Genomic DNA, 18,055 nt, shown 5'->3' on the forward strand with positions numbered 1-18,055 from the left:
CTTAACTTGTTAACCTTCTCGCCCGGCCCAAAACTCATGCCAGCGAATAACCGAACTGACGCCCAGCTTCGTTATTATCTTGGGTGGTAGCTTGCTGGGGCCTGGTGCGTGACTGAAGCTATCGAGAAACTCCGAACGCGTACCCGATGCCAACTCTGCAGCCATCACACCCGCCAGGGTGCTTTTCACAGTACCCAGTCCATTTTCGCAGCAAGCCGAGTACAGGTTTTCTTCAATTTCACCAAATGCAGCGGCGCTGTTACGACTCAGACACAGACGGCCGGCCCAACTGAACTCCAACGCAGTGGATTTCAATTCGGGAAAGCGGGCATCCAGGGAATGTCGCTGTTCTTTGGCCACCGCAGCTACCCGCTCTGGAGTGACCTGGATACTCGGGTCATAGGTGAACTTTGTCCGGATGACGATACGCGAGAGACCGTCTGAAGAGATCTTGCGAACGGTCGCGCCCATTGGATCCGCCGGCAACAACGCCCACCGGGCTTTGCCCGGTACGTCTTTCTTGAATTCATCATCACTGTACGCCGCCGTCATGGAAGCGTAAGTGAAGACGTGCAGCAGGCGTCCTTGATAATGACCAAAGTCTTCAATGTGCCCGTTGACCCCCAAGATGACCTTGGGTGCGTGTACCGTCCCGTTATGAGATCGAGCGCTCCAGCCACTTCCCTGCTTGGTCAATTCAATAATCGGAGAGCGTTCGAACAGCGTGATTTTCCCTTCGAGCCCTGCTGCCAGGTCTCGAATGTATTGTGCAGGTTGAATCAACACTGCGCCGGGGGTATAGATCCCACCGTGGTAATAGGTGGACCCGGTGATTTCACGCATCTGCGCGGCATCAAACATCTCGAACTTTTCGCCAATGCGCTCAAGGGATTTGGCGTAATTGACGTTCAGCTTCAGTCCACGCTCAGTGGCGGCCGCGTTGATCTTCCCTGAAGGGTCGAAGGTGTCTGGGGACATGCCGTACTCGCGTGCGGCTTCAGCGGCAAAAGCAATCGCAAAACGATTTTGGGTGATTTCCAGCGCCGTTGCAGACTCACTCGCCACGGAGTATTCCCCGGACGACAGACTGTGCGGCACATCGATCATGAAGCCAGAGTTTCTGCCCGACGGCCCCTTGGCGACTTCATGAGCATCGACCACAACAATGCTGTCACCCGGGTGCAGCTGTGAAAGTCTGCGAGCGGCGGACAGGCCGGCAAAACCGGCCCCTATAATCAGCCAGTCCGCCGTCACGTTTCCATCAAGCATGCGGACAGGCGCAGTGCGTGCGGAAATCGCCTCCCAACCTGAAACCCCTGTGTCTACCGGCAGACGCTTGATGGTGTGGGTGCTCATTTTTCGGTCTCTTCATCCGACCGATCAGACACATCGATCCAGATTGTTTTGATTTCGGTGTACTGGTCATGGGCAAAAATGGATTTGTCCCGACCGCCGAAGCCTGACTCCTTGTAGCCACCGAAGGGTGTCGATGCATCACCCTCACCAAAGCAGTTCACGGTGACGATGCCGGCGCGAATTTCCCGCGACAACTTGATCGCCCGCCGCAGGCTGCCGGTGTAAACAGAGGCCGCCAGGCCATAGACCGTGTCATTGGCCAGCGCAATGGCTTCGGAGATCGTGTTGAAGGAGGTGACCGAGAGAATCGGGCCGAAGATCTCCTCCTGGAACAGCCGGTTGTCTCGACCAACACCGTCAATCACCGTTGGCTCTACAAAGGCACCGTCTTTGGTCGCGCCACCGTAAACAACTTCAAGCTTTCCGGCGGCGGCGTGCTCAAGGTACGACTTCACTTTGGCAAAATGCTCAGGGCTAACAAGCGACCCTACGCGGTTTTCCGGATCGAGTGGATCGCCCATCTTCCATTCGCGGATGTAGGCGCCCATGCGCTCCAGCAGCTCGTCTTTAACAGACGCGTGGACGATCAGACGAGAAGTCGCGGAGCAGTTTTCCCCCATGTTCCAGAACGCGCCGTTGACGACATGCTGAGCAACGAGATCCAGATCCTGGGCATCGTCCATCACCACGGCCGGGTTTTTCCCGCCGCACTCAAGGACGATGCGTTTCAGGTTCGAATCAGCTGCGTAATGCAGGAAGCGGCGGCCGGTCGCGGTGGAGCCGGTGAAGCTCACCATGTCGACGTCGTTGTGCAAACCGATCGGCTCACCGACCTCTTTGCCCGTGCCGGTCACAATGTTGAGTGCACCAGCGGGTATACCGGCTTCAAACGCGAGCTGAGCGACACGCAAGGTGGTCAGCGAGGTTTGTTCAGCAGGTTTGACGATGACCGAACAGCCAGCAGCAAGGGCTGGACCGATTTTCCAGGCCAGCATCAGCAGTGGGAAGTTCCAGGGCAATACGCAGCCCACTACGCCGATTGGCTCCCGAACTACCATGGTGAACGCGTCGCTGCCCACCGGGGCGGTGTTGTCATAAATCTTGTCGATCAGTTCTGCGTGCCAGCGGATCGTGTGGATGGTGTCCGGGATGTCGACCAACTGACATTCACTGACCGGTTTGCCGCTATCGAGACTTTCGAGGACGGCCAGTTCGTGTTGATGGCTTTCAAGCAGGTTTGCAAACTTCAACAGAACCGCTTTGCGCTCCCGAGGAGAAACAGATCTCCAGCGTCCATCCTCAAAGGCCTCCTTGGCATTGCTCACCGCGAAGTCGACATCATCGGACGAACACGCTGCGACGTCGGTCAAAAAGTCACCGGTCGCCGGATTGTTCGTGGCGAAGGTTTTGCCCGAGATCGCGGGCTTGAACGCGCCATTGATGAACGCCTTGGATGGCAACGAAATGTCTTTGGCCAGAGCGGCATATTCGGCCTTGCTCAGAAGATCACCCATGGCTGGCTCCCGAAGAAATGTTGGCTACGTTACGTTTGAGTTCAGTAATGACCGACGCGAAGCGCTGCTTTTCGTCCGCTTCAAGTGGCTGCAATGGCAGGCGCACGTTACCGACTTTCAATCCGGCAACTTCGCAGCCGTACTTGATCGACTGCACGAACTTGCCACAGTCCAGGGCATTCATCAGCGGCATCATTGCCGACATGATTTGACGGCCTTTGTCGAAGTTCTTTTCGATCACGCAGGCTTCATAAAGCGCAACGTGTTCCCTGGGCAGGAAGTTGGAACCTGCGCACACCCAACTGCGGGCGCCCCAGGCAAAAAACTCGAGGGCCTGGTCGTCCCATCCGCAGGACAAGGCGATGTTGGGGAACTGCCGGGCCAGCATATGCACCTGGCCCATGTCGCCGGAACTTTCCTTGATGGCGACGACGTTTTTCGATTGGCTGACACGCGTGAAATACTCTTCATCCATCGACACACACATGCGCCCCGGATAGTTGTAAAGCATGATCGGCAAGTCCGCTGCGCGATCGATAGTGAGCGCGTGAATCGCGTTTTCCTGTGAGGTTGGCAGCGCATAAGGCGGAGTCGTGACGAGAATGGCGTCCGCTTTGATCGCTTTGGCATCCTTGGCGTACTGAACCGCATCTTCGGTGCGAATCGCCCCGGTACTGACGATCAGTTGCACCCGAGTGCCGATCACGTCTTTGGCGTAGGCCGCCAACTCGGTGCGCTCTTCGGCGGTCTGCGCATAATACTCGCCGGTCGACCCGCCAATAATAATGCCGTGCACTTTCGCCTCAATCAGCGACTCCAAAACTTCCGAGTATACATTCCAGTCAATCTCCCCATCAGAGTTATAAGGAGTTACTGCTGGCGTATAAATACCTTCAAATTTCAAGATAAATGCTCCGAATGCGAGTTAGGTGAAAGATCAACGAGCGCGTTAGCTTTGATGCCTGAGGCGCGATAAACATCTCCATGTTTTCTGGGGACAGTCCCCAATGCTCAAACACGGGATCAACTACGGCACTTTGGTTAACTGTTGAATCCAGACTGGCATGGGCAAAGAAGGCGGTCAATAGAGTGTATTTCTGACGTATACATCTCTAGAGGGGTGCTTCATACATACTGAAAAATAATTTCTCCTTTGTTTTCAATGATTTGAAATTTTCGCATCAGCGCCCCGACGTCAATCGATAACATTTGTTTATGCATTGATAAGAGTAAATGTTTCTTGTTGATGCATGTTTATCGTCGTAGCCTTACAACAGCGATATTCTACCGACGAATTGGATAAGAGATTTCTCGTACATTCGTTCCATTAATTAGAATCTGTCTGCCCGGGCTTGAATAAGGCGCAGTAGAAAAATTGCTATTGATGCAACATCGGCATTACAGAAATGTCTGTATTAGTAAGGATTCGCGGATAGAAGTAGCACGGTTTGATGGGCTTGCATCCACAGACGGTACTGCGAACTCAAGACCGTTTGGCCTCACCTCGCTGAGCAGGCTGAATGTGTCGCCCCTTTGGTATTTTGGAGTGTGTTGACCGTGAGCACTAAATCGGCAGTTTCAAATCTTATCGCGCAGCGTAAACCTGACCACGCGCTGCCAGGTGCCCTTTATAGCGATCCAGACGTTTACAGGCAGGATCTGGAACAGATCTGGCACAAAAGCTGGATTTTCGCAGGGCACACATTTGAGCTGGAGAAGTCGGGTCAGTACCTGTCGCTGCAAATCGGCGATTACCCTGTCGCTATCGTGCGCGGCGCAGACAAGCAGATTCGGGCCTTCCACAACGCCTGCCGACATCGCGGTTCCAAGGTGTGCCCGGAAGCCAGCGGCAAGGTCGCCAAGCTGGTGTGCCCTTACCACAAATGGACATTCGAGCTGGATGGCCGCCTGCTGTTCGCCGGGAACATGGCGGAGGATTTCGACAAGTCTCAGCATGGGTTGAAACCCGTGCATTGTGAGGTCGTTGAAACCTACATCTATGTGTGCGTCGCTGATGTCGCCCCAGACTTTTCGTCGTTCAGAAAATCTCTGACGCCTTTCGTTGCGCCTCATAACCTGGACGACTGCAAAGTCGCGTTTGAGTCGAACATCATCGAGAAAGGCAACTGGAAACTGGTTTTCGAGAACAACCGCGAGTGTTACCACTGCGATTTTACTCACCCGGAATTGATGCACTCATTCGTGGACAACCCATCAGTGGGCGGCGCCGGCGGCGATGAAGATCTCGAACTCAAAGAGCACTGGGATCGCTGCGAAGCTGCAGGTTTGCCTAGCCGATTGGTCATGGATGATGAAGGTCGTTTCCGAATGACGCGCATCCCCCTGTTTTCCGGGGCCGTCAGCTACACCATGGATGGCAAGCCTGCGGTCGCTGGCCGGTTGGACACAACCGGTGAAGCCAACATCGGTGCCCTGCTTTATTTCAACTACCCATCAACCTGGAACCACTTTCTGGGCGATCACGCGCTGAGCTTCCGCGTCCTGCCCCTTGGTCCGGGCGAGACAATGGTCACTACAAAATGGCTCGTCAAGAAGGACGCGCAGGAAGGTGTCGACTACGACATCAATCGCTTGACCAAGGTTTGGCTGGCAACCAATGACCAGGATCGCACCTTGGTTGAAGGCGCACAGGTCGGCGTCAGCTCTCCTGCTTATGAGCCAGGCCCATTGTCGGTGGCCAGCGAAATTGGTGTGTGCCAGTTTGATGATTGGTACTGCAAAACGATGCTTGAGCAGCTCAACGACACGATCCCGTTAAGATCTGTCGGCTAAGGACAACACTGCCGGTGGTGAGAACCACGAATGATCACCACCGGTACATCCTCGCCATCCGAGTCACTGCTCCGCCAGTGCTCCTGTCTTCTAAACAGCTCCGGAAAACTGGGTGAGAATCCAGTCGCGTAGCCGACAACACGCGTCATCATTGATCCGGTCTTCTCGAAATGTCAGATAGTGCTGACTTTCATGGAGAACCACTTCTTCTTCGATCGGACGAATCAGCGTGCCGTTTTCGATCAGGTTTTCGACCAGGTGATTCCATCCCAGCGCTACGCCCTGATGGGTCAACACCATGCTAATCACCAGGTTGTAGTCATTCGCGTTGAAAACGTGAGGGCTGTCGTGGGGGCGCTTCTCGATATCAACATCGTGATAAGCCAGCCAAACGCCCCAGTCAACGTGCTCCGCTACCTGGGATCTGCCATAGGGACTGAGGTTTAGCAAAACCCCGTCGCGTATGCCTTCCAGGCTGGACAGTTCAGGGTGCTCCTCTTTGTAACGAGGTGTGCAGACCGGGTAGATGACGTCATGAAACAACGGATAACTGCGGTAGCCATCCTGAACCCTGGCCATTTTGGTGATGAAGATGTCCGGAGTTACGCCCGGTTCCATCGACAAGAAGTTTTGAGTGGTTACCAGATTGAGGTCGATGTCTGCATTCTTGGTAAAAAACCCCGGTAGCTTCGCTGCGAGCCAGAGGGCTGAAAACGCGGGAGAACAGCAAAGTGTCAACGTGCGCTTGCCTGCATTGTTGGTGCGAATGCGCTCCGCCGCTTGGGAAATGTTGACGAAAGAAATCTGTGCAGCATCAAAAAAAATGGTTCCGGCTTCCGTCAACTCGACTGCTCGTCCCACCCTCTTGAAGAGATCCACCCCAAGGTACGCCTCAAGCTCGCGAATCTGACGGCTAATTGCCGCTTGAGTAACGCACAGCGCTTCAGCCGCACGCGTAAAGCTCTGATATTTGGCGGCGGCTACGAATGACTTTACTGCTTTCAGAGACGGCATTTTCAGCAGCGTCATATCTGGATCGATGTGCTTAACCATAACCTAGAGTATTGAATATCCGGTTCGGGGCCATTTGGAGGGCCGTTGGGGACGAGATCGGCGAGAGGGTTCCACCTAGAGCCTATGCTGGAGCGTAGCTGAAATAGAGGGTCTAAGACAGGGCCAGCGGCAGTCGCCTTCGCAACCAGCACTGTCGCAGTCGCAAATTGATACGATTAGTGGATTGATAACATGACGTTATTGATTGGTTGGAAGAAATGTTGTTAGACGCTGACTCTATAAGGTAATAACTTGGTTCTCAAGGAACTGCTTAATTCAGCGCCGATAAAACAACAATAATAAACATCACATAATAAAGAGGATGGTCACAATGACTAACTCCCAACCTTTCTCCCAGCTTGACTGCCCCCATAAGCACCGTCATAACTGATTAAGATACGTATATCTAAATTCTTGATCTTACGTCGTATTTGCAGCAGGAGGGGTTATGAGTCTTGGTGACGAGATACTCTCGGTAAAAAACATTTACAAAGTCTTCGGCGCCCAGCCGAAGCTCGCGATGGAGATGCTGGCTCGCGGTGCTGACAAGAATGAAATTTTCAGCAAAACCGGTCAAGTCGTTGGCGTTTTTGATGCCAGTTTCTCCGTAAAACGTGGAGAGATTTTCGTCATCATGGGGCTTTCCGGTTCCGGCAAGTCGACGATGGTCAGGTTGTTCAATCGACTGATCGAACCAACCTCCGGAACGATACATCTAAACGGCCAGGAAATTACAGGTCTGTCGGACGCCGATCTCCTCAGCGTTCGTCGCAAAGACATGAGCATGGTGTTTCAGTCGTTTGCCCTGATGCCCCACATGAGTGTGATCGACAACGTTGCTTTCGGCCTGGAAATCTCGGGTGTAGAGGAAAGTGAACGGCATAAACGTGCACTCGAGGCACTCAAACAGGTGGGGCTCGAGGGCCACGCCTATAGCTATCCGCACCAACTGTCCGGCGGTATGCAACAGCGGGTAGGCCTGGCCCGAGCGCTGGCAAACGACCCCGCCATCCTGCTGATGGACGAAGCCTTCTCGGCACTTGATCCGTTGATTCGCCACGAAATGCAGGGCGAACTGATCCGCCTGCAGGCAGAACAGCATCGCATCATCTTCATCTCCCATGACATTGACGAAGCGATTCGCATCGGCCATCGCATTGCGATCATGGAGGGCGGCCGGGTTGTACAGATCGGTACCCCGCAAGAGCTGCTGTGCAACCCCGCGAACGATTACGTCAGGGCTTTCTTCAAAGGTTTTGATGCCTCGAAGATCCTCAAGGCGGGTGATGTTGCCAAAATTTGCGCAGAGCATCCGTACGCCATGGATCAATCCACTCCTACGCTGCGCGACGATGTACTCCTTCAGGACGTCTTTCACATCGTTGCGGATGCAGTTAATCCGGTTGCCGTGCTGGATCACCAGGGTGTGTTCAAAGGCACGATATCCAAGAGCCTACTGCTCCAGACAATGAGCCGTCACTAATAGGCTCTACTCGCTGGCTTGCCAGGCTCGGACATTCAGGTGATTTGCATGAACGAATTCAGTTTTCTAGACCCGTTTCAATCCATCAACGTCCCTTTGGGCCAATGGGTAGAAGTTGCCCTGAATTATATGGTTCAGAATTTCCGCGAGGTATTCCGCTCGATAAGATGGCCAATCGACCAGGTACTTAATGGTATTCAGTACGGACTACTGGCCATTCCTCCGTCAATATTCATTATTATCGCCACACTCTTTGGCTGGCAGGTCGGTGGGAGAAAAATAGGTATCCTTTGCTTCGTTACGCTCACTCTATTAGGCGTGATCGGCGTGTGGAATGACGCCATGATCACCCTCGCCCTGGTGCTCACTTCACTGTTTTTCTGCGCAGTTATTGGCATACCGCTGGGTGTCCTGTGTGCCCGTAGTGACCGACTGGAGATGCTTCTGCGTCCGGTACTCGACGCCATGCAAACACTGCCTGCATTTGTTTATCTGGTCCCCGTCGTGATGCTGTTTGGTATCGGCAACGTACCAGGTGTACTGGTCACGATTATCTTTTCGGTAGCACCACTGGTCAGGCTCACCAATCTGGGAATTCGCCAGGTACCGGAAGACAAGGTTGAGGCGGCCCGGGCTTTTGGATGCACCCCACGCCAGATGCTGAGGCGGGTTCAACTTCCTTTAGCGGCACCGACAATCATGGCGGGTCTTAATCAGGCATTAATGTTGTCGCTTTCTATGGTGGTGATCGCGTCAATGATTTCGGTTGGCGGCTTGGGAATGATGGTGCTTCGCGGGATTGGCCGCCTTGATATGGGCTTGGCAACCGTTGGTGGATTGGGGCTGGTATTGCTGGCGATTTTCCTCGACCGGCTGACTCAGGCAATGGGCGAACGCAGTAACAGGGCAACCCAAGGGGAGCATTGGTATCAGACCGGCCCGGCGGGTGTCATTTATCGCCTGAAGAGAAAAAACACCGTTACAAAAATAGAAGTTAGTCCCAAAGAAAGTTAACCCGCCTAGCGGCGCGTCGGGAATCAAAAGAACTGCCAACATCTTAACCAAGCCAAGGTAAACGATAATGAACTTCACAACAGTCGGCATAAAACAGAAATTCATTCATTCTGTGGCACTTTTAGTACTAGCGGTTTCACCTGTTTTCGCATCGGCCGCCACGGCACAGCTGCCCGGAAAAGGGGTATCAATCACTCCCATTTTCCCGTCAATCGCCGAAGAGCGATTCCGCGGAGAGATTGCAATGGCGGGTCTCAAGGAATTGGGCTACGACGTTGAGACCCCCAAGGAAACCGAGTACTCCACCATGATGGTAGCGATTTCCAATGGTGACGCTGATTTCTCGGTACATCTGTGGGAAGAGCTGCACAAATCTTTCTACCAGAAGGCCGGCGGCGATGAGACGATGGTGAAAACCGGCGACATTATGCCGGGTGTGTTGCAGGGCTACATGATCGATAAGAAAACGGCTGATGAGTATCACATCACCAATATCGAAGATTTGAAAAAGCCAGAAATTGCCAAGCTGTTCGACAGTAATGGCGACGGTAAAGCCGACCTGACAGGTTGCAACCCCGGTTGGGGCTGTGAGCTGATCATTGCCCACCATATGAAAGCCTACGGCCTGGAAAAAAGCGTCACAAATAACCAGGGCTCCTACTTTGCATTGATGGCTGACACCATCGCTCGTTATAAACAAGGCAAGCCGATTCTCTATTACACCTGGGTGCCTCAGTGGATCTCCGGTGTTCTGGTCGAAGGCAAAGATGTTGTCTGGTTAACCGTGCCGCGTACGGATCTTCCAGGTGGCAAAAACGATGTCAACACTACCTTTAATGGTAAAAACCTTGGTTTCGCCGTAGACAGTGTCAAAGCGGTAATCAACAAAGAGTTCGCCGAGAAAAATCCGGCTGCAGTGAAGTTCCTGTCTGAAATGCAGATCACTACCGACGATGAAAGCGCGCAAAATCTGAAAATGCACAACGGTGAAAAAAGTGCAGCTGACATAACTCGTCACGCCAAAGAATGGATCGCGGCCCATCGCGCGAAGTACGACAGCTGGCTGGCAGACGCACGAGCCGCGGCTAATACCGCCACCGTAAAAAATTAGTCCCTTCATTTAAATCTGCATAAAAGGTTGCCCTTCCCCGGGCAACCTTTTATCCGTTTGGGCGTTCATCATTCAGGAATCATGAAATGCAGTTGTATTCATTCGTCCAGAATTTCAGTTACAAGGACGCGCCCCTGCATACACGGGAGTTGGTTAAAACTTGCCTGCTCGACATCATTGGTGTGGCCGCCGGTGCTCGCGACAATCAAACCAGCGTGATGCTCAAAACCTACGCTGACACCCACTACTCTGCCAACAAGCTGTCCAGCCGCCTCTGGTTCGACGGCAGAGCCGTACATCCATTGGGCGCCGCGTATGCAGGCGGCTTCTGCGTTGATAGCCTGGATGCACATGAAGGTCACTTCACCTCCAAGGGGCATGCGGGTGCAACCGTAGTCCCGGCCATTGTTGCATTGGTAGACGCGTATCGCAGTCAGGGCAAAGACATCAGCGGCGAGGAATTCCTCAGCGCACTGTGCATCGGTTACGAGACCGCCTTGCGGGCGGGCCAGGCATTGATGGCCACTGCCCCTGAATATCATGCCTCAGGCGCCTTTTCCGGGATCGGGGTCGTTTGCGCTGGCGCCCGCTTGCTGAAGCTTGATGAAACGACGTTCCGTCATGCACTGGGTATCGCGGAATACTTTGGCCCCAGGTGCCCGATGATGCGCCTGGTGAGTTCTCCGACGATGTTGCGTGACGCCCACGGTGCCGGGGCGTATGCCGGACTGAACGCACTACTGATGGCACAGCTCGGTGTCACTGGCGCTCCAGCCGCCACTGTTGAACCTTTGGAGATTTCCACTTTCTGGCAGGACATCGGAGCCCGCTGGGAGATCGACGAACAATATTTCAAACCGTGGCCGGTATGTCGCTGGGCGCAACCGGCACTCACGGCCATGACCGATTTGATGCGAGCACATCCGGTCATCACTGCTGAGTTGATCGAGGCCATAGATGTCGAAACATTCCATGAGTCTGTGTGCTTGCAGGGGCATTTTCCGAAGAATGCGGACGAGGCCCAATATGCGCTGGCGTTCCCGCTGGCTGCCTTGATCGTTCGCGGGAAGCTGGGGCCAAAAGAGGTCACCGGCGATTCTATTCATGCGCCAGACATCTTGAGTATCAGCGAGAAAATAACCCTTCATGAGGCGCCTGACCTGTCTGCCAGGTTCCCAGAGGAAATCCTCTCCCGCGTCACGGTTACCCTGAAAGACGGCACGCGTCTTACGAGCCCAACCGCGACGGCCAAGGGCGACCCCGGCAACCCTATGTCGAGTGACGAACTCACTGCCAAGTACCATTTACTGGCTGATGACAGCTTGGGAACCACACTCAGCAATGCCATCAAGAACAGTGTTGAAGCATTGCCCGGTAGTGAAGACTGCCAATCATTCTTTGATTTGTTGCTGTCCGCTCCGAAAGCCGCTGCCTAGACTCCGCAACGGTTTCTTAGCTATTCGTTCAGGTGTCAAAGAGGATTTATGCCATTCGTATTCGAGAGCGTGCTCAAAGACAAGAACATGGGGTACTCCTATACGGCGGAGAAACCAATAAAGCCGCAGGCGGTGACTCGTGTAGCTTTCGTGCTTTTGAACAATTTCTCGATGATGTCATTCACCGGTGCTATCGATGCGCTGGTGACCGCCAACCTGATTAGTGAGACACCAGCGTTTGAGGTATTGACTGTCGGCATCAGGAGCCGTCTGGTAATGAGTGATCTGGGAATTTCGATTTCAGCAGACCTGGAGCTATCCCAACTTCCGGATCGTATCGACGTTCTCATCGTCGCCGGTGGATTGCGAGTGAAGCTGATCAGCGACCCGCTATTACGGCGCAAGCTGCGTAACGTCGCCTCTCTAGGCGCAACCATGGGCGGTTTGTGGAACGGCGCATTTTTCCTGGCGGAAGCTCAGCTAATGGACGGTGTCGAGTGTGCCTTCCATCCCGATGGGCGAGCGATGATGGAGGATGTTTTCCCCAAGGTGCTGGTCTCTTGTCGAACGCACGTAATCGATCGAAACCGTATCACGTGCGCCGGCGCCAGCAGCTCGTTACGCATGATGCTGGAGCTCATCACCGCTAAACAAGGCGTGTCGCTGACCCATGCTGTCGAGGAAATACTCAGTTGCGATCAAACCTCTGAAGTCTCGGGGATATCGACTGTCATCGTTGACTCTGACCCCACCTTGCCACAAACCCTGAAGCTCGCTTTAGAACTGATGCAAAAGAATATCGAAGAGCCCCTTTCGATCGACGAGCTGGCTGAATGTGTGAACATTTCCCGACGACAATTGGAGCGTCGCTTCTGCCGTTTCGTGGGTGCTACGCCCACACGCTACTACCTTGAGCTGCGCTTGACTCGAGCGCGACAGCTTATTCTGCAGAGCAATCGGCCGATCACCGATATCGCGATTGCGACCGGCTTCTGTAGTTTCGCCAACTTCCATATGCGCTTTCGTGACTTCTTTGGCGTCGCGCCAAGCAGTTATCGAGCAACGTATGAGCGCAGGCGCTAAGTTTTCCGAAACCCGGGCACGCGACAAACATACGAAACCCGCACCGTCTAAGCCGAGTAAACGATGGCTGGCATCATCGATAAGGATTACCGAAAATTATGAATGCTCCGTCGCCGGTGTTGGTACCCACAGCTAACCATAGCGAGCGGATGTCCACACGCATCGCCTTCCTTATCGCGGGCTTACTCATGTCCGCATGGGCGCCTCTGGTTCCATTGGTTAAAGCCCGCGCTGGCCTGGACGATGGTGGCCTGGGGTTGCTGCTGCTTGGCCTGGGCGGTGGATCTATTGTGGCCATGCCCTTCGCTGGATATCTCACTGCACACTATGGATGCCGACCGGTCGTAATCTGGGCGACGATTGTCTTGTGTGCCGTTTTTCCGCTGTTGAGCACCGTGGCCTGGCTGCCTGGCCTGGTCATCGCTGTCGTTATCTTCGGGGCCAGCATGGGCATGCTTGATTGCGCCATGAACATACAGTCCGTCATTGTCGAGAAAAACAGCGGACAGGCACTTCAGTCCGGCTTCCATGGCCTTTACAGCGTCGGAGGCATATTGGGCGCCGGGGCGATGACCGCTCTGCTGACCTTGGGCCTCGATCCATTGATTGCCGCGCTCTGCATCGTTGCCACAGTTTTGGGAGCGCTTTACAAGGCAGCGCCTGCTTTGCTGACTTATGGCACTGAACGGGGTGGACCCATGTTCGCGGTGCCTAAGGGTATCGTGCTGTTTTTAGGGGCACTCTGTTTCATCGTCTTCCTCACTGAAGGCGCAATCCTCGACTGGAGCGCGGTTTTCCTTGTCTCGAGCCGAGGGTTAGAGCCGAGCATCGCCGGCTTGGGCTACGCCTCCTTCGCCGCTGCGATGACGGTGGGCCGCCTGACAGGAGATGCCATCGTCAGCAAACTAGGGGGCGTGCGCGTCGTTGCGCTTGGCGGACTCTGCGCAGCCGCAGGCATCATCGTGTCGCTTGGAATCGATGGCTGGGCCGCGTCCTTGATTGGCTACGCTCTGGTCGGTGCTGGATGCTCAAACATTGTCCCTGTGCTCTTTACTGCTGTAGGCCGTCAGCAACGTATGCCACAGGCGGTAGCCATCCCCGCTGTCATCTCGATGGGCTACGCGGGGATTCTGATAGGTCCCGTATTTATCGGAGCCGTCGCCCATCTGAGCACCTTGTCATTCGCTCTTGGCTGCGTAAGTGTTCTGCTGGTTTTTGTCAGTGCGACAGCACGATCACTTCGTAATTAACCGAATCTTTTCAGGCGCGCTTTCAACCCAAAAGCGAGGATGTTTCACGATCGGCACGCGTCGGATTACTCTCGTCGCCGTAATTGACCAGCCAGAAAGTCGAGAAAGGAACACCGGATGCTTTATTTTCAAGAAATGTTAGGCATAGCCGTGTTTTCCATAACTGGTGTGCTGGCTATCAAAAAAGCCGATGTCGATTTATTCGGTGCTGTGGTGCTTGGCATCACTTAGCTCGCCCGGCTGGCATTAAACCGCATTCGGTTACCGCGGGTCACCGAACAGGTTCGTGTCGATTGAAGCCTCAAACATTAGGGGGCGGAGTCGTATCCCGGACTGGATTTAACACCATCACTCCATCCAACTCTCAATGTTTAACTGGTCGCCAGCCCTAAGCCACATAACTGAGGGTGGCGACAGGCAGAAATCGGCCAACTGCGGCCACTGACTTCACTACCGTAAACAGTCGCCCCTGGGGTTCAACGTCATTCGAGTATATTCCTGCTTCGGTCCGAGATCGGAAGCGCTCCCTCCTCATAAGGGGAAGGTTTGCAGTTCTAAACTGCCCTGGGACACCATATAAATTAAGCCTCTCGAGCCGATCACCTGGAAGGTCACTTTTTTCGTGACAGCAGGGTGACAGCAGCAGGCAAACAAAAAGCCCCGTCGGACATTGCTCGCACGGGGCTTTTTCATAATGGAAATTCAATAGGGTCAGTTTTTTTCATCGTCGACCAGAATCCCGCCGGTCGACGCGGAAAGGTGATCTGACTCGTGGAGCCCGTGCAAGGCTCCGAGAGTTTGCATTAGATCCGTGAAGTCAGATTTTGCCTTCATTGCCCACGCTTTGTTCAGTTGGTTGTACCAGAGCGGGCGGAAATCAGCGCTCGCCAAAATTGCCAAGGCACTTTCCTGATCGTCCACAACCGGGCCACGCACTTGCTCAGGCTTGCCGTGGGCAAGGTTATCTCTGAGCTTGAATATCGCTGCAGCAAACTGTAAATGCTTCGCACCCCAGTCAGCATTCTGGCCCACGCTTTTGTAAATTATATTTACTTTGGTTCTCCACAGAACACGCTCTATTTCCTCCCAGAACGGAATGTGCCTGGAGCCAATGGAGTTCAAGTAGGACTCTATTGAAAAAGCCATGAACACCACGATAGGCGTGATCTTAGTCGCCATATCAGGCGCCTCCCCAAGATCTCGGTACATTGTCATCAGTGTCTGAACGTTGGCGCCTTGGGCGGTGAAGTCTATATAGGGTTGGTATTTCATGTAATTGCCTGCTCAGATTTAAGCTGCGGATGTTTCGCGTATACGTAGCACGGTAGTGGTAGAGCAGCCCGCGTGCCGCGCGGTTGCCCGAATGCCGAGACCAGCAAGCAGCAATTCCTTGACCCTTCTGTGAAGGTCCTCGTCTATCGGCCGGCCTTGGTACTTGCCCGCGGCCTTGGCCTTCTCGATCCCCTGGGCCTGGCGCTCGCGCCGCTGCTCGTAATCCTTGCGGGCAATGGCGGCCATCATGTCCACCAACATTGAGTTGATCGCGCCCAGCATCCGTCCGGTGAACTCGTCGCCCTTTGTGTCCTGCATTCCCTGGTGACTGGTTGGCAGATCGAGCGCGACGATGCGCAACCCCTTGGAGTCGATCGCAGCTTTGAGCTTCTGCCAGTCCTCTACCGGCAAGCGGGAGAGCCGGTCTATCGACTCCACCAGCAACACGTCACCCTTGCGCGCATCTTTGAGCAGGCGCAGCAGCTCGGGTCTTTCCGCCGTGGCGCCGCTGGCGTTCTCCAGGTACTCACTCGCGATGACCTTGTTATGGTCGGTGGCGAATTGCTCGAGCGATGCCCGGGCGCGGCTGGCGTCCTGCTCTTCGGTCGATGCTCGGAGGTATGCACGGATGAACAAGATGGGTGCCTGTATCAGTTAGGGTGTTCTCCTAACACTGTTTCACTTTGGGTGTTACTTATCAAGCAAAAAGGCTAAAAAAGGCAAAATCTGCCCGTATCTGGATGGGCATACCCTTTGTGAACCGCTGTGTCAGGTAGGGAAGGTATAGCGAGCGCTAGTTGCTGACCGTGATGCAATGCTAGGATGATGGCACTTGTCTTTGGCGATGAAGCAAGCAGGGCATAAAACTCAAAGTTCTTCTCTGGCCTGGCAATGCTTTTAACAATGTAGAGGTGAAAGTCAGGGTCAAAAATAAGAAAAACCAAGCTGGGATGCTGAAAGCAAAGGAAATCATGAATGTCTAGCTAGGGCGGTAAGATGTGAAAGTGATGAGCATTTCTCTAACCACCGAGAAGGACGTTTAGAACCTATGTAAACGGCACGTCGTGGACAGGATGGTTCATTTCAGAGGTCGATTAGGAAGAGCTTGTCATGCATACGCAAAAATGCCGTATTTTTCGTTCTGCGTTGAATATTTACACTACCAAAATCGGCATTGCAGCTGGTTCCGGCGCCGACTAACTGCGGTCACAGCCTGATAAATTATAGATAAGGTATATGGTATGGCGTCCATAAGTGGTAGCAGTAAACACTCACTACAATTGGTCAACTCACTTGTTAAAGACTGGCGAAGGGAAGAAGCCGAAAAACTTATCATAGAGCTGGTTGCCACTGTCAGCAGGGACGAGCTTGTGCTTTTAACCCCGCAGCTGAAGCTAGTAATCAATGACGGATTTGAAAAAAAGCGAAAGAGGAAACTGTCTGCCTTTTTGGATGAGTTCTTAAACAAGCCGGAGTCAAGCGCTCAGGAATCCGACGATATTGTCGACGACGCGACCAGCGCGTCTGACACATACAAAGAGATGTTAGAACGCTTAAAGGTTCAGCACATATTTCAGTGGACTACTCACTATACCGATGTTATGTCTTTCATTTTTAGAGATCTTTTTAATCGATGCAAGGAAGTGGATTCCTGGCAGAAAGAGCTGGACACTGTATCCGCTTTATTCTTCGAGCATGCTCGCGAAATATGCGAGCGAGGAACAGAGTTTTCTTCCAATAATGGCCTTACTCCTCAGATCATCCAGTCCAAGGCGATGGGAGGATTCCTAAAGTTTCTCATGATTGCCATCCAAACCTATATCAGAGAACGGGATAACGTATCTACTGCTTCTGAAGCCAAGCTAATCTGGGGCATTTGCTCAAGCGTTGTAAGTGGCATTGTTAAGGGTTACGCCGCCGTTCTTGGTTGGAAACTTCTGTTAGAAAACTACGGCTGGTTACATGCCCTTGGCTTCTTAAAGGGTACGGATGCCGTCCCCCTGCTACAAGAAGCAACGGCTGCTGTAGGAAAAAATCAATATTTCTCTACTCTGGCTCCTACCCTGATAGCTTTTGAGCTGATCACTAGTAGGACCCAAGATATAGGTTCGCTAACCCCACGGTATAGTAGAGTGGTTTCAGGTACACCTCCATACTTAGAGGTAACCTTAACGGCAGCTCTTGGCGTTCAACCCCAGGAAGTGTTAATAACCTGTTTTTTCAGCGACAAAGTTTCCGGACGTTGGGATTTAGACCGAGCACTGGGCGCGTCTCCTATGGCCTGCGTGGCTAGCCTGAACGAAGTAGTTTATGATTGGGTTACACAGAACGAAAAAAATGAAGTAGTGGATGTCAGCGACGTGCATGACAACCCAGATCATGCCGACGATACTGCAGCCATAATCTCAAGCAAGATTGAAGATAGTTTGGCGGCCAGTATTCTAAAGGATCGCAAAGAACACCTTACGCGCAACTATGCTAAAGATTTCCCTTTAGAAGACCCTAATCATCGCCAGATGTACATGGTCGATAGATATAGCGTAAAGCAATTACTAGAGAGTGTTGCAAGCAAGAACGGAGTCCATTTGTGGTGGTGATTGCACCTGTTTGCCCGCTACGGTATCGAGCATGACTCCCAATTTCGGGCGCCCTTTCCCGTTACCTATGACGAATCTTCCGTCCTCACACGA

General features: G+C 53.3%; 15 protein-coding genes. 9 read left to right on the top strand and 6 right to left on the bottom strand.

Features of this window, described 5'->3' with window-relative positions:
- Window positions 1-9 precede the first annotated feature (9 nt).
- The 3 genes from ACXPVS_RS25310 to ACXPVS_RS25320 are packed head-to-tail and all read right to left on the bottom strand — an operon-like array spanning window position 10 to window position 3,774.
- Window positions 10-1,356 (bottom strand): NAD(P)/FAD-dependent oxidoreductase, encoded by a 1,347-nt coding sequence (locus tag ACXPVS_RS25310; protein ID WP_458512335.1) that lies wholly within the window; start codon window positions 1,354-1,356, stop codon window positions 10-12.
- Window positions 1,353-2,870 (bottom strand): aldehyde dehydrogenase, encoded by a 1,518-nt coding sequence (locus tag ACXPVS_RS25315; RefSeq protein WP_458512336.1) that lies wholly within the window; start codon window positions 2,868-2,870, stop codon window positions 1,353-1,355. Before ACXPVS_RS25315 ends, ACXPVS_RS25310 begins: the two co-directional genes overlap by 4 nt.
- Complete coding sequence (locus ACXPVS_RS25320) at window positions 2,863-3,774, bottom strand: dihydrodipicolinate synthase family protein (protein ID WP_458512337.1); 912 nt, start codon at window positions 3,772-3,774, stop codon at window positions 2,863-2,865. The genes ACXPVS_RS25315 and ACXPVS_RS25320 overlap by 8 nt, the downstream gene beginning before the upstream one ends.
- Window positions 3,775-4,427: 653 nt before the next feature.
- Here ACXPVS_RS25320 and ACXPVS_RS25325 point away from each other — a divergent pair.
- The gene (locus tag ACXPVS_RS25325; RefSeq protein WP_458512338.1) at window positions 4,428-5,663 is read left to right on the top strand and encodes an aromatic ring-hydroxylating oxygenase subunit alpha; all 1,236 of its coding nucleotides are present in this window, start codon (window positions 4,428-4,430) and stop codon (window positions 5,661-5,663) included.
- A gap of 90 nt (window positions 5,664-5,753) precedes the next feature.
- On the opposite strand, the gene ACXPVS_RS25330 is transcribed toward ACXPVS_RS25325, so the two are convergent.
- Window positions 5,754-6,716 carry a LysR family transcriptional regulator gene (locus ACXPVS_RS25330; RefSeq protein WP_056741623.1) on the bottom strand — a complete coding sequence of 321 codons (963 nt, stop codon included), beginning with the start codon at window positions 6,714-6,716 and terminating at the stop codon, window positions 5,754-5,756.
- 448 nt (window positions 6,717-7,164) lie between these two features.
- On the opposite strand from ACXPVS_RS25330, the gene ACXPVS_RS25335 reads away from it, so the two are divergent.
- The 7 genes from ACXPVS_RS25335 (at window position 7,165) to ACXPVS_RS25365 (ending at window position 14,324) form a co-directional block, all read left to right on the top strand.
- On the top strand, window positions 7,165-8,199 hold the full coding sequence (locus ACXPVS_RS25335; RefSeq protein ID WP_458512339.1) for a quaternary amine ABC transporter ATP-binding protein: 1,035 nt from the start codon (window positions 7,165-7,167) through the stop codon (window positions 8,197-8,199).
- A gap of 48 nt (window positions 8,200-8,247) precedes the next feature.
- The gene (gene proW, locus ACXPVS_RS25340) at window positions 8,248-9,213 is read left to right on the top strand and encodes a glycine betaine/L-proline ABC transporter permease ProW (protein ID WP_458512340.1); all 966 of its coding nucleotides are present in this window, start codon (window positions 8,248-8,250) and stop codon (window positions 9,211-9,213) included.
- 67 nt (window positions 9,214-9,280) lie between these two features.
- Window positions 9,281-10,324 (top strand): glycine betaine/L-proline ABC transporter substrate-binding protein ProX, encoded by a 1,044-nt coding sequence (proX, locus tag ACXPVS_RS25345; RefSeq protein ID WP_458512341.1) that lies wholly within the window; start codon window positions 9,281-9,283, stop codon window positions 10,322-10,324.
- Window positions 10,325-10,410: 86 nt separating this feature from the next.
- Window positions 10,411-11,760: an MmgE/PrpD family protein gene (locus ACXPVS_RS25350; protein ID WP_458512342.1), complete on the top strand. Its 1,350-nt coding sequence runs from the start codon at window positions 10,411-10,413 to the stop codon at window positions 11,758-11,760.
- A gap of 48 nt (window positions 11,761-11,808) precedes the next feature.
- Entirely contained in the window at window positions 11,809-12,843 is a 1,035-nt protein-coding gene (locus tag ACXPVS_RS25355) for a GlxA family transcriptional regulator (RefSeq protein WP_458512343.1), read from the top strand.
- Between the two features lie 98 nt (window positions 12,844-12,941).
- Window positions 12,942-14,093: an MFS transporter gene (locus ACXPVS_RS25360; protein WP_458512344.1), complete on the top strand. Its 1,152-nt coding sequence runs from the start codon at window positions 12,942-12,944 to the stop codon at window positions 14,091-14,093.
- A gap of 117 nt (window positions 14,094-14,210) precedes the next feature.
- A complete protein-coding gene (locus tag ACXPVS_RS25365; RefSeq protein WP_458512345.1) occupies window positions 14,211-14,324 on the top strand; it encodes a TRIC cation channel family protein in 114 nt (37 codons plus the stop codon).
- Window positions 14,325-14,804: 480 nt separating this feature from the next.
- Here the strand turns inward: ACXPVS_RS25365 and ACXPVS_RS25370 are convergent, their stop codons facing one another.
- The gene (locus ACXPVS_RS25370) at window positions 14,805-15,365 is read right to left on the bottom strand and encodes a hypothetical protein (RefSeq protein ID WP_458512346.1); all 561 of its coding nucleotides are present in this window, start codon (window positions 15,363-15,365) and stop codon (window positions 14,805-14,807) included.
- Window positions 15,366-15,383: 18 nt separating this feature from the next.
- Window positions 15,384-16,001, bottom strand: a complete 618-nt coding sequence (locus ACXPVS_RS25375; protein WP_458512347.1) for a recombinase family protein — start codon at window positions 15,999-16,001, stop codon at window positions 15,384-15,386.
- Window positions 16,002-16,606: 605 nt separating this feature from the next.
- Here ACXPVS_RS25375 and ACXPVS_RS25380 point away from each other — a divergent pair.
- Window positions 16,607-17,962, top strand: coding sequence for a hypothetical protein (locus ACXPVS_RS25380; RefSeq protein WP_458512348.1), 1,356 nt, complete (start codon window positions 16,607-16,609; stop codon window positions 17,960-17,962).
- Window positions 17,963-18,055 lie beyond the last annotated feature (93 nt).

Source organism: Pseudomonas sp. Ma2-10 (genome assembly GCF_054330215.1).

Coding starts and splice junctions, on each gene's coding strand:
- ACXPVS_RS25370 (WP_458512346.1), bottom strand. CDS start 15,365: ATGAAATACCAACCCTATATAGACTTCACCGCCCAAGGCGCCAACGTT.
- ACXPVS_RS25310 (WP_458512335.1), bottom strand. CDS start 1,356: ATGAGCACCCACACCATCAAGCGTCTGCCGGTAGACACAGGGGTTTCA.
- ACXPVS_RS25365 (WP_458512345.1), top strand. CDS start 14,211: ATGCTTTATTTTCAAGAAATGTTAGGCATAGCCGTGTTTTCCATAACT.
- proX (WP_458512341.1), top strand. CDS start 9,281: ATGAACTTCACAACAGTCGGCATAAAACAGAAATTCATTCATTCTGTG.
- proW (WP_458512340.1), top strand. CDS start 8,248: ATGAACGAATTCAGTTTTCTAGACCCGTTTCAATCCATCAACGTCCCT.
- ACXPVS_RS25330 (WP_056741623.1), bottom strand. CDS start 6,716: ATGGTTAAGCACATCGATCCAGATATGACGCTGCTGAAAATGCCGTCT.
- ACXPVS_RS25315 (WP_458512336.1), bottom strand. CDS start 2,870: ATGGGTGATCTTCTGAGCAAGGCCGAATATGCCGCTCTGGCCAAAGAC.
- ACXPVS_RS25335 (WP_458512339.1), top strand. CDS start 7,165: ATGAGTCTTGGTGACGAGATACTCTCGGTAAAAAACATTTACAAAGTC.
- ACXPVS_RS25380 (WP_458512348.1), top strand. CDS start 16,607: ATGGCGTCCATAAGTGGTAGCAGTAAACACTCACTACAATTGGTCAAC.
- ACXPVS_RS25360 (WP_458512344.1), top strand. CDS start 12,942: ATGAATGCTCCGTCGCCGGTGTTGGTACCCACAGCTAACCATAGCGAG.
- ACXPVS_RS25355 (WP_458512343.1), top strand. CDS start 11,809: ATGCCATTCGTATTCGAGAGCGTGCTCAAAGACAAGAACATGGGGTAC.
- ACXPVS_RS25350 (WP_458512342.1), top strand. CDS start 10,411: ATGCAGTTGTATTCATTCGTCCAGAATTTCAGTTACAAGGACGCGCCC.